The following is a 12,653-nucleotide window of genomic DNA, read 5'->3' as shown; positions in this document are numbered from 1 at the left end:
TGCCCACTTCCCCTGCACCTTAGTTGCATCGACTTGCATCTTTGTTGCATCGGCCTGCACTTTAGTTGCATTAGCTTGCAATTGAGTTATATCGACCCGCACCTTTATTGTATTCAAGAGCAACTTTGATGTATTGACTTGCACCTTTGTTACATCGGCTTGCAACTTTGATGTATTTATTTGCACCTCGATCGCATTGGGTTGCGACTTTATGGCATTGAAATTGCACAAATTAACTTGGCACAATCTTTAAGTAGCGGTAGCAATTGTTACTTAAACAAACCAGCATAAGCATTAATTATATAGGACAAAGATTCTAGTCAAAACTTGGATCTTTGTTCGATGCGCTCACAAAAGCGATCGCTATATAATCCATTTCGCTACAGCAAATTTAGGTAATTACCTAACTAAAAAACGATCGCTCAACTGATGAAGCGATGAATCTTGTGCCTTTTTCCCCAAGTTGCACTTTAGTTGCATTGACTTGGAAAGTTAACTTAACTACAGACAAAACCATGAATAAATTCTTTTCGACTCTAACCTTAACAACAGCTACAACTTTAGCTATTGCATTCACTGGAGCAACAATCGCTAATCGCCTTGTTTTAGGACAGACATCTATTGACTTAGCCAAGTTGCGTAGCGATGCTGTATCTGCACACAACACTCATCGAGCCAAGCATAAAAGTCCTAACGTCACCATCGATAATACTCTCAACGAGAGCGCCCAAGCTTGGGCACAAACCATAGCAGCTAAAGGTGACTTAGAACACAGTACCAATCGCAACAATGTCGGAGAGAACATCTACTGGGGTGGAGACTCAGCAAGCTTAGGTAGCACAGCAGTTGACGAGTGGTACAGTGAAATTAAAGACTACGACTACAACAACCCTGTATTTTCTGGCGCAACCGGGCACTTTACTCAAGTAGTCTGGAAAGGCAGTACCAAAGTAGGCTGCGGTGCTGCACCCGGCCCTGCAACGATTGACGGTACTAAGTACGATGGCGTCTATGTAGTTTGTCAGTATTCTCCCGCAGGAAATGTGAAAGGACAGTTTGCTGATAATGTACTAAAACCGTAGTATTTATAGCGTTTCAAAAAATGTTTGCGGCACATAGCCCACTCGCCATGCGGTATCCTGCCTTTGGCAAGGCTACGGTGTACATATAAGTCGAATTACCCCACCCTAACCCTCCCCTTAGAAAGGGGAGAGAACTAATGGTCTATCGCATTAATTTTGATGAGTTTGTAGTAAGCACTTCAGTGCTTAAAAATCAAGGACTAAAGTCCTAACTACAAACTTATTTACCCCTCGTAACTAATGCGATGAACCACTAGATTTTCTGTTTCCCCCCTTGATAAGGGGGGGGTGAGGTAAAAATCCTGTACATCGAATTCACGCCTATTTAGAAAGATTTTCCTTGTGCCTTCTTGCACCTTTGTTGCATTAGCTTGCAATTGAGTTACATCGACCCGCACCTTTGTTGTATTCAAGAGCAACTTTGATGTATTGATTTGCACCTTTGTTACATCGGTTTGCAACTTTGATGTATTGATTTGCACTTTGATTGCATTAATCTGCACCTTGATTGCATTGGGTTACACCTTTGTGGCATTGAAGTTGCACAAATTCGCTTGGTGCAATCTTTAAGTAATGGTGCTAATTATCACTTACATCAAGCAGCATAAATATTAATTATATAGGACAAAGATCCTAGTGAAAACTTGGATCTTTGTCCGATGCGGTGATTGGAGCGATCGCCATATAATCCAGTTGCTAACAGCAAAATTGCCACAACTGCCTAGCCTGTGCAAGCAAAGCGCATAGGTGCAAAAGCTTCATATATCAAGGCAACAAATCAAAGCTAATTAACCGTAATGACTGCCAAAATCCACTTTATCTCCGGCTTACCTCGTTCCGGTTCCACCTTACTCGGAGCCTTACTGCGACAAAATCCGCGATTTTATGCCAGTATGACCAGCCCTGTCGGGAGTTTGGTGAACCGAATGCTAGAAGCAATGAGCGAAGACAACGAATATTCTGTCTTTATCACCCCAGAGCAAAAACGGGCGTTAACCTTAACGATATTTTCCACATTCTACCAGCCCCAAGCCGATAAAGAAGTCATCTTCGACACTAACCGCTTGTGGTGTAGCAAATTGTCCTTAATTCACGAGTTATTTCCTGACTCCAAGGTGATTTGCTGCGTGCGGAATGTGGCTTGGATTATGGATAGCATCGAACGGCTAATTAGAAAAAACGCCTTTGATGTGTCGCGGATGTTTAACAATTATGGCGAACGTTCCACAGTTTACACCCGCACGGAAGCTTTGAGTGGTGGGGGAAGGTTAGTCGGGTTTGCTTATAACGCTCTCAAGGAAGCGTTTTATAGCGAACACAGTGCTTGTTTACTTTTAGTGGACTATGACTTATTAACCCAAGCACCAGATAAAACCCTATCACTGATTTATCAATTCATCGAAGAAGAACCCTTTGACCATGATTTTGACCATGTGGAATATGAAGCCGAGGAATTTGATTCGCGGCTGAATACCAAAGGGTTACATCGAGTGCGTGCCAAAGTTGAGTTTAAACCGCGATCGACAATCTTACCACCGGATTTATTTACTCAATATGATGGGTTGTCTTTTTGGCAAAACCCCAGCAATAGCCGAGCAAATGTGATTGTCGCCCAGCCGATACCCGCAGCGAATTCATCAAGCTAAGAATCTCAAAGGTCAGATCCCCGACTTCTTAAAGAAGTCGGGGATCTAAAAGCCCAGCAAAGAAACGCATTTTCTTCTCATTTACCTAACACCAAAGGAAATCAATCAAATGACAAATTTCATTGTTAACCAAACCACTGATAACGGTTTAGGAGATACCGCAGGCACCCTCAGTTATGCCATTCTCCAAGCGAACCAACTTGGAGGGGATGACACCATTACCATTAATAACGATGTGCGTTTTACTGGAGTAGTAAAGACGCTAGTGAACAGCAACATCACCATTGTGGGCAATAACCACAGCATTAGCGGCGATGTCAATAACAACGGCATCAACGATAACGGCGACGTGCGCCCCCTATTCATCCTATCGGGAACCGTCGGTATTTCTGATTTGACTATCACCAACGGACGCGCCAAGGGGGGAAATGGTGGTTCCGGCGGCGGTGGCGGTGCTGGTATGGGCGGTGGCTTGTTTATCTATGATGGTAATGTTTCCCTAACCAATGTCGCTTTTACTAATAACGTAGCGCAAGGCGGTAATGGCGGCTACGGTGGTGGTGGCGGCGGCGGCGGCGGAATGTTTGGTAACGCCGGCGGTGGCGGCGGTGGCGGACTGTTTGCTTCTAGCACTAACAACAATGGTGCTTACGGCGGTAACGGCAACTACGGTGGCTATGGAGGTGCGGCTACCAGTAACGGAATTGCTGGAAGAGGCGGCTTCGGTGGTGGTGGTGGTGCTGGTGTCGGAACTCCTGGACCTCAGGGCCCCTTTGGTGGCTATGGCGGTTTCGGCGGTGGCGGTGGCTATGGCTTGCGCGGTGGTGGCTTTGGCGGCTTCGGTGGTGGCGCCGGTAGTACCGGGGGCTATGTGAACACAGGCGGCTATGGCGGCGGTGGTAGCAATGAATATGGCGCAGGTGGCTTTGGTGCTGGCAGAGGCGGCTCTTTCGGTGGCGGCGGTGGTGCTGGCATGGGGGGTGGTATCTTCGTCCGTAGTGGCTCTTTAACTCTCAACGACACCAGCTTTAGCAACAACACGGCTACAGGCGGTACAGGTGGAGCAAATGGTAGGCCAGGTCAAGGCTTGGGTGGGGCAATCTTCATCGTGCAGTCTAACACCAACACCATCTCTAACATTAATTCTCAGCCGTTACCACCTATTTTCAGTGGCAATAATGCGGCTAACGATGGGGGAACTCCTACCAACAATGATAATGTTTACGGCATAATTAACAGTCTTGGCATTACAGCACTAACACCCATAGCCAATGAAGGCGGCAGTAATGGTGTCTTCCGCTTGACTCGCGTTAACCCCACTGGTAATTTAACTGTTAACTTGACCATTGATGGCAGCAGCACAGCTTCTACTAGCGACTATACCCTCAGTGGTGGTAACATTACGGTTTCTGGTAGTGCTTTGACAGTGACATTTACCGCTGGACAAAGCTTTGTTGATATTGACCTGAGTGCTGTTGACGACACCGCCACCGAAGCAGATGAAACCTTAAAACTGAACCTGGCTACTGGTACAGGTTATACCATCAACAGTGCAAATAGCACTGCCACAGTTACCATTGCCGCTAATGATGAAGTGCAAAACAGTTCCCCAAGTGCTGTAGACGACAACGCTACTACCAATGAAGATACTGCTGTTAACGGTAATGTTCTCACCAACGATAGTGACCCTGATACAGGAGATACCCTCACTGTTAGTGCAGTCAACGGTAATGCTGCTGATGTAGGCAATCAAATTACTTTAACTTCTGGCGCGTTATTAACTCTCAATACTAATGGCACATTCGCCTACAACCCCAACGGTAAATTTGAGTCCTTGAGTGTGGGAGCTACTGGCAGCGATAGTTTTACTTATACTATTAGCGATGGTAGCCTCACCAGCACAGCTACAGTTAACGTCACCATCAACGGTGTTAACGATGCACCCACAGGTTCACCCACAGCCACATTAAGCAACACTGCTGAAGATACCTCCATCACCATTAATACATCTGACTTATTAGCAGGTTTCAGCGATGTCGATGCAGGTGATACCCTTAGTGTTGCCAACTTAACAGCCAACAACGGCACATTAGTCAATAACAATAATGGCACTTATACCTTCACCCCAACAGCCAACTTTAACGGTACTGTCACCCTCACCTATAATGTCACTGATGGCACAGCTAGTTTAACGGGACAAACCCGCAGTTTCTCTGTCACCCCCGTTAATGACGTAGCTACCATCACAGGCACAGCCACAGCAGCAGTTACAGAAGATGCAACTACCCCCAACCTGACAGCTACAGGTTCCCTCACCGTCAACGATGTCGATGCAGGTCAGAACATCTTCAACACCACGGTGACATCAGCTACAGGTAATCTGGGTAGTCTCAGCATTACTCAAGCCGGAGCCTACAGCTACAGCGTTGCTAATAGTGCGGTGCAGTATCTTCGTGCTGGTCAAACTAAAGCTGAAACCTTCACTGTTAAATCTGTTGACGGCACAGCTAGCCGAAACATTGTCGTCACCATCAACGGTGTTAACGATGCGCCAACTCTCGCAAATGCCCTTCCAGACAAAACTACCATTGAAAATAGTGTCTTCAACTTCACCGTTCCCGCCAACACCTTTGCTGATGTCGATGCAGGCGATACATTAATTTACACAGCCACCCTTGACAACGGTAACCCTTTACCGTCGTGGCTAAGTTTCAATGCCACGACTCGCACCTTCAGCGGCACACCCACAGCAGCAAATGTCGGTAACATTAACATCAAAGTTACAGCTACCGACACAGGCAATGCCAAGGTCAGCGATATCTTTAAGCTGAGTGTCACTCCCCTCAACCTGACGGGAACTCCCAATTCAGATACCCTCGTCGGCACAGCTAGCAACAACATTATCGATGGGTTAGCTAGTAATGACATCCTGACAGGTGGCGGCGGTCAAGACAAATTTGTGTTTCGTCCAGGGGATGGCACCGACACCATTACCGACTTTGGCGGCGTGGGCACTGGGTCAAATCCATCAGCAGCGGTGATTGCCAATGTTGACACGCTGCAATTTATCGGTAGTGGGTTGACTGCGAAAAATCTGCAACTAACTCAAAATGTCAATAACTTAGAAGTTACCTTTGAAGACACAAGCAATACCAAAGTCATCCTGCAAAACTTCCAATTACAAAACCTGGATAACTTGCCAGCATCTGGAACTAGACCCGCTTTAGCTAATATCCTGTTTGACGGACAGACCAGCCCCACTGATAGCTTTGATGTTATTGATGCCAATGCCAATCCCACTAGCATCTTTACCACCAACACGGTGACATTCCTCAATAACTTGAACAACAACATCACAGGTTTTGACAACTCCAACGATGTCATTAATGGTCAAGGGGGTAACGATAGAATCGACGGCAAGAGTGGCAACGACCATCTGCGCGGCGGTACTGGCAATGATACTCTCATTGGTGGCGCGGGTAATGATACTTTAGTTGGTGGTGCTGGCAATGACGTACTCACGGGTGGAACTGGTGCTGATAGATTCCTTTACAATACCTCTGCTGCCTTTGCCACCTCTGCTGTGGGTGTAGATACCATTACTGACTTCAATCGTTCCCAAGGCGACAAGATTGTACTGGATAAAACCACCTTTAGTGCAATTAGTTCTACTCCAGGAAATGGTTTTAGTAATGCAGGTGAGTTTAAAAGTATTGGTTTCGACCTGTTCCAACTGACAATTTTAGAGGGCATCAGCAGTGCCAAGATTGTCTACGATGCTGTGAATGGGCGCTTGTTCTATAACCAAAATGGCATTTTGCCTGGTTTTGGCAGTGGTGGTCAATTTGCAACTCTCACTGGCGCTCCGAGTTTGAATGCTAACGACTTTATCATTCAAGCGTAGCCATTCGTTAATATGGGCTGGGCAATTGTTCCTCCAGCCTTCAACATAATTACTAATTCGTAACGGGGCGTAGCCCATTAGACATGGGCGTGAAAATGAATGTAGAGACGTAGCAGTGCTACGTCTCTACAAGGGTTATGGGTAACGCATATTTAATTTCTGGAGATGTCTATTATCAATTATCGAAAAAATTGGGTCTAAAACCTCGCCTTTTAAGGCGAAAAGTTTTTGGAGCGGGGTCACGCATCCCCGTTACAAAACTGTACTTCCGACCTCCGACCTCCGACCTCCGACCTCTTTAAGAATTATTTTAAGCTTGCTGCTACACCTTTGATGCATGGGCTTGCACCTTTGTTGCATGGGCTTGCACCTTTGTTGCATGGGCTTGCACCTTTGTTGCATGGGCTTGCATCTTTGTTGCATGGGCTTGCATCTTTGTTGCATTGACTTGCATCTTTGTTGCATGGGCTTGCATTTTTATTGCATCAAAGAGTAACTTTGATGTATTGACTTGCACCTTAATTGCATTAAAAGATTATTGTTGAAATTCGCTCAATAACCAAGCACCAACTTGACTGTGAGATGTTTGACGAGTTCGCCGTAATGCTTCGTTTAATAAAGATATAGCTAATCCTGGCAACACCTGAGATTCTGTAATTCGGCGGCTACCTTGGTTTTCAATGGCAAAAGCCATAATTTCCACGTTTTGGACATTTAAAATCCAGTATTCTTTGACTCCTAAATCTTCGTATAGTAACCGTTTGTTACCGAGGTCATCAGCAAGGGAAGTATTGGCAACTTCAATTACTAAATCTGGTGGTGGATAGATGTCTAAGCTAACAATAGAAGTGCCGTAGGGAATAATATTAGCATTTTCACCAATGTAGTAAGACACATCAGGTTGAACTTCATTAAAGCCTGTTTTACGATATGTACAATTATCCTTACCATTTAGAGCAATGCCTTTGATGGTGGCAAACAAGTTAACAGCAAATAAAATAATTGTATGGTCGCTGGCGTGGTCATTTCCTACTGGTGGCATTTCAATCCTCATGTGTCCATTGTGGTAGTAGCCTTTGGCTTTTTCGTAGGCAGGATTTTCTATGAATTCAATATATTCATCCCAAGTGGCTTTTATCCAAGTGTCAGTTACTAATGGCGTCTGCAATTCACTCATAATATTTTCCCAGTCCCTGCTTCTAACATAATAGACCTCTTGCAAAAGTGCTTTTTGCAAGAGGTGGGAAAAGGGAAAAGGTTAAAGGGGAAAGGGAAAATACCAAACCTTTCCCCCTTCCCCCTTACCCTTTTCCCGACTTTTGCAAGAAGTCTAATCAATTACGGGAAAATTCCACACTCCGTACAGATAAGGGTTAACCCTTGTCACTAGTCCCTATTTTTAGCTAGAGGCGATCGCACTCAATATTTGACCTCTTGCAAAAGTTACTTTTGCAAGAGGGGGGAAAGGGGAAAGGTTAATGGTTCGACAAGCTCACCAACCGGGAAAAGGGTTTTTATTTGCCCTTTCCCCTTTACCCCTTACCCTTTTCCCCACTTCTCTTAGAAGTCTATTATATTGTGAAAAACTTTTTAAATTCTGGTGGTGTGTAAAAGCCATCACCAGAATTTTTTGATTTGCCACCCAATCACCAATCACCAGCCTCTAGTACCCTTGACTTCACTTTTTCAAAACTATCTGAAAGGAATTCAAATATCCTGTAATAGTTTTAGCTAATGTCTTTTGCTGCTTTTTCGTCGTGATTGCCATTACTTGATACAATCTTCCTTCGGCAACATACATTCTACTTTTGGTGATTTTTCCTCCAGCATTGATATACTCAATTTCTTTGCCTGGATGATTATTTGAACTCCGAATGTTTCGTTGACTAATTAAATTACTTTGGGTAGTTTTCAGAGCCATATCCCGTGCATCGTTGAGTACAGCTTGGGGGTCAGACATTTCTCCATAGCTGTAAGGAAAATCGTTGTAAGTAACTATATATGCTACTTGTTGTTTTGGTGGTTGAGCGACAAATATTTCTAAGTTAATTTCCCCCATGTAAGTTTTTTGGTATTGGGTTTCTCTGTTGGGTCTTCCCGGCATCAAAATAGTAAAGCGCCCATCCGGAGGAGTGAATAATTTCCATTTTGGTTGCACGGGTTGAGAAACAGTTGGTTTGGGAGTGGTTTTGACAACTGGTGCAGGTGATTTGGGTTGACGCGCTTCCACCAAAACAGATCCGCCACAGATAAATGTGGCGGCGATGAATGGCAACAGACGTTGAATTGTCATATTTTTTGCCTTTGAGATGCTAATCTCACTGATGATGCTAGCTGTTATAACCTAGCAGCACATAAAGCAGCACCTATTAGGCCGACTTGGGGGTTGAGAATAATATACACGGGTATCTCTTCAAGGAGCGATCGCATCCTACCCTTTTGGGTGAAATTCAATAAGAAATCGCTGTTTTGAATTAACGGCAGGATTTTAGGGGCAATTCCACCAGCGATGTATAAGCCACCATAAGGTAGGAGTTTGAGGGCGAGATTCCCGGCTTCTGCACCGTAAGCATCTATGAATAATTGCAGGGTTTGTTCGGAAAGGCGATCGCGTTTTTGGAGTGCAGCTGTACCAATGGCGGCACCAGGATCGACACTTTTCTCTTCTTTGCCGGCTTCTTGTTCCCAAGTTCTAACGACTTGGGCGATTTCTGGTGATTCAGCGGCAAATTTGCGATCGCGCAAAAATTGATAAATTGCTACAATTCCCATCCCGGAAACTACGCGTTCTACAGAAATGCGCTGGATATCATGTTTACCCAGCAGATATTTCAACAATTGAAACTCTATCTCGTTACGGGGGGCAAAATCAGCATGTCCGCCTTCTGAGGGAAAAACTTGATAGTAATTTCCCGTTTTAATTAAAAATCCTTGCCCTAAGCCAGTACCAGCACCAATAATGCCAATGGGGGCTTGTGGTTGAGGTTTCCCAGGCTGTAACACGTGCAAGTCTTGTTGTTGTAAACCTGAAATGCCATAGCCGACGGCGGCGAAGTCGTTGATTAAAGAAATTCGCGGGATACCCAACTCTTGTTGTAGGCGTTCGGTATCCAGAAACCAAACTAAATTTGTCAGTTTAGCAGTATTTTTGACAATGGGGCCGGCGATGGCAAAACAAGCTTTCTCTGGTAATGATGTATTAGCTTTAGCCAAAAACTGCTGCACTATCGGTACCAAATCAGGAAAATCTGCACTGTGGTAACTTTCCTGATAAATGCTTTGTAAGCTTTGCGAATCGGATGTTTCAACCAATCGCAAAATAGTTTTCGTACCGCCGATATCTCCTGCAAGTAGCAAAGTCATAGAATTTATTGGCGAATTAATACTTTTTTTTGGAGGATATACCCAACATAGCGAAAGATGCGATACCAAATCCTGATGCAGGATTTAAGCAAATCGAATCACTTCTTCTATGTGAGTTAAGTGGGAAGTATCTCCCTTAAGTTCTAATAACCATTCTGGTTCCTGACGTACCACTTTTACCAAAGAACATAAAGAAGCTTTTACTTCCGTTTTGGCAACTTCCCCAACTAAGCCCATTGCAGCCCCCAAAACAGATGCACCATGCGCTACTAGCAGGATATTGTCTGGGAAGAATTCACTTGCTAAACATCTGGCTGTTTGTCCAGAACGTTCGCGTACTTTTACTTGAGTTTCAGGATAATTGGCAGCAATACGCGGAGTATAGCTAACGTCAATTCTGGGAAATAATTCTGTTAAAGCTGGAGTTGTAAGTCTTTTGGGTTCTTCTGTCATCCAAACAGGATTTAGCCATTCACTCAAACCTGTTTCGAGTTTGATAGACAAATTCATTACTTCTGCAACCGCGTTTGCTGTTTGCACGGTTCGCAAGAAGGGTGAAGCAAAAATATGAGCAATATTTTCTCGTTGTAAACGCTTTGCTAACTGCTGGGCTTGAATCATACCATCATCAGACAAAGGTGGATCGTAGCGCCGTTCGGCGGTGAGAAACCAATCAGGGTTTACGAAGTCGAGGCGGTTGGCGTGTCTTGCGATCCAAACTGTTTGACTCATGGGTTTAAATATTTTGGCGAATTTTATTCGCCGCTAAACAAATATAGATATCTGCAAGCAGAGGTACAAATATTAATATATGACAAAAAATGTAATAATATTTAATAATATTAATTATTTGGAAAAGTTATCGGTGGCAGGAATCAGAAATTAGAATTGGCTAAGCCCCACTGCGCTAACAAAAGTCAAGAGTCAGAAGTAAAACCTACTTTGTGTACTTTACGTTTCTTGAACTTTATACCCCGATTTTAATGCATAACTGTGAAGATATTAGCCGAGCAATTTATAGAGGGTCAAATAATTGTGGATTTTGGATTTGAGATTGTCCCTGCTGAGTTTGAGTAATTAAACCATAGGGTATGGTTACATAGCTATAGCAGTTTTAAATCATTTGTGAAATGTTGCTGTTGTTGATGGTTGACAGCGAACAGTCAACAGTCAACAGTCAACGACCACTACAATCCAAAATTATCTGACTATTTTTTCAGTTATCCAGGGAGAGCAAGATGGTATCAACTATAGTCACATTGATAATTATTGTGACGGCGGTTGTTTTGATGTTCAAACGTTTTGATGTGCGTTTGAGTTTATTTATCTGTGCGGTATCACTATTTTTGATGGCGGGTAAATTGCCTCAAATGTTCGTCATTATTACTCAACAAATGACGAATGAAAAGACAGTTGTACCAATTTGTACGGCTATGGGATTTGCATATGTCCTGAAACTTACAGAGTGCGATCGCCACCTCACACATGTGTTAATCGCACCCTTACAATATGCCAAATGGCTATTAATTCCCGGTGGAATTATTGCTGCATACATTGTCAACATGGCAATTGTCAGTCAATCTAGTACAGCTGCAATTGTTGGCACTGTTTTATTACCTTTATTATTAGCGGTTGGAATTGCACCAACAATTGCCGGCGCACTTTTATTACTTGGTTCTTCTATGGGAGGTGAGTTATTTAATCCTGGTGCAGTGGAAGTGGTGAAACTTGCAGAACTTACTGGAAAATCACCAACTAACATCCTTGCGGAAGTTTTGCCCATTAATTTATTAGCAAGTATTATTGGATTGATAGTTTTTTGGATTTTGGTTTCGATCGCCTCAGAAAAAAGAACTAAAACCGAGGAAAAACCAGAGATTAATTTTGCGATAAATTACATCAAAGCATTAGTACCACTGCTACCGATGATATTGTTATTTTTTGTGCCTGTGGTGGTGAAATTACCCAGCGAATTTGCTAATAATAGTGTAGCCATCGCGGCGGCAATGTTAATTGCGATCGTTGCTGCTGGGTTAACTACTCCGAAAGCATTACATAATCTACCGACGGCATTTTTTGAAGGAGCCGGTTATGCTTATGCCAACATCATTTCTTTAGTGATTACGGCGACAATTTTTACTGAAGGAATCAAAGCCAACGGATTAATTGAAACTCTCACTAATGCCTTAGCAAATCGGGCGATTTTAGCAAAATTTGCCAGTTTGATATTACCATTTACTTTGGCAGGAATCACAGGTTCGGGAAGTGCTAGTGCCATCGCAGTGATGAATGTTCTCGTACCAATAGCTGCAAAAATCAATCTCGAACCTGTGAAAGTCGGAACTTTGGTATCTGTGGCGGCGCAGTTGGGACGTACCATGAGTCCAGTGGCGGCGGTTGTGATTATGAGTTCCACCATCGCCCAACAACCACCAATAAGTTTAGTTAAATGCGTAGCCCTACCCCTATTAGCTGGACTGGGAGTTCTACTCATAGCAGCGTTGTGCAATTGGATTTAAACGCGTCAGCCGAACAACTTTGAGCATCTAAGCCTGGTGAATTCAGAATTCAGAATTCTTAATTTTTCATTGTGCATAAATTTTATGAATCTGCTTGAGAAAAATTGTAGAGATATGCATGATGAGGCTAGCAAAAGGC

Annotated in this window: 9 protein-coding genes; 4 read left to right on the top strand and 5 right to left on the bottom strand. The window is 43.8% G+C overall.

The features are described from left to right. Positions 1–446 precede the first annotated feature (446 nt). The 3 genes from VF06_RS15415 to VF06_RS42660 all read left to right on the top strand — a co-directional run bounded on the left by VF06_RS15415 (position 447) and on the right by VF06_RS42660 (position 6,632). Positions 447–1,082: a CAP family protein gene (locus tag VF06_RS15415; RefSeq protein ID WP_244918176.1), complete on the top strand. Its 636-nt coding sequence runs from the start codon at positions 447–449 to the stop codon at positions 1,080–1,082. A 797-nt stretch (positions 1,083–1,879) separates the two neighbouring features. Next, entirely contained in the window at positions 1,880–2,728 is an 849-nt protein-coding gene (locus VF06_RS15405; RefSeq protein ID WP_099066667.1) for a sulfotransferase family protein, read from the top strand. Between the two features lie 109 nt (positions 2,729–2,837). Further along, positions 2,838–6,632, top strand: coding sequence for a cadherin-like domain-containing protein (locus VF06_RS42660; RefSeq protein ID WP_180267272.1), 3,795 nt, complete (start codon positions 2,838–2,840; stop codon positions 6,630–6,632). Positions 6,633–6,954: 322 nt separating this feature from the next. Here VF06_RS42660 and VF06_RS40805 read toward each other — a convergent pair whose 3' ends face one another. The 5 genes from VF06_RS40805 to VF06_RS15370 form a co-directional block, all read right to left on the bottom strand. After that, the gene (locus VF06_RS40805; RefSeq protein WP_180267271.1) at positions 6,955–7,107 is read right to left on the bottom strand and encodes a hypothetical protein; all 153 of its coding nucleotides are present in this window, start codon (positions 7,105–7,107) and stop codon (positions 6,955–6,957) included. Positions 7,108–7,167: 60 nt separating this feature from the next. Then, a complete protein-coding gene (locus VF06_RS15385; RefSeq protein WP_099066669.1) occupies positions 7,168–7,809 on the bottom strand; it encodes a Uma2 family endonuclease in 642 nt (213 codons plus the stop codon). A gap of 501 nt (positions 7,810–8,310) precedes the next feature. Continuing rightward, positions 8,311–8,925, bottom strand: coding sequence for a hypothetical protein (locus VF06_RS15380; RefSeq protein ID WP_099066670.1), 615 nt, complete (start codon positions 8,923–8,925; stop codon positions 8,311–8,313). Positions 8,926–8,969: 44 nt separating this feature from the next. Continuing rightward, positions 8,970–9,995: a glucokinase gene (locus tag VF06_RS15375; protein ID WP_099066671.1), complete on the bottom strand. Its 1,026-nt coding sequence runs from the start codon at positions 9,993–9,995 to the stop codon at positions 8,970–8,972. 84 nt (positions 9,996–10,079) lie between these two features. Then, on the bottom strand, positions 10,080–10,727 hold the full coding sequence (locus tag VF06_RS15370; protein ID WP_099066672.1) for a histidine phosphatase family protein: 648 nt from the start codon (positions 10,725–10,727) through the stop codon (positions 10,080–10,082). A gap of 506 nt (positions 10,728–11,233) precedes the next feature. Between VF06_RS15370 and dcuC the strand changes: the two genes are divergently transcribed. Further along, positions 11,234–12,514 (top strand): C4-dicarboxylate transporter DcuC, encoded by a 1,281-nt coding sequence (gene dcuC, locus VF06_RS15365; protein ID WP_099066673.1) that lies wholly within the window; start codon positions 11,234–11,236, stop codon positions 12,512–12,514. The last annotated feature ends 139 nt before the right edge of the window (positions 12,515–12,653 follow it).

It is taken from the genome of Nostoc linckia z4, assembly GCF_002608075.1.
In the GTDB taxonomy this organism is placed as follows: Bacteria; Cyanobacteriota; Cyanobacteriia; order Cyanobacteriales; family Nostocaceae; genus Nostoc; species Nostoc linckia.
This window is presented reverse-complemented; position numbering and strand designations above follow the sequence as displayed.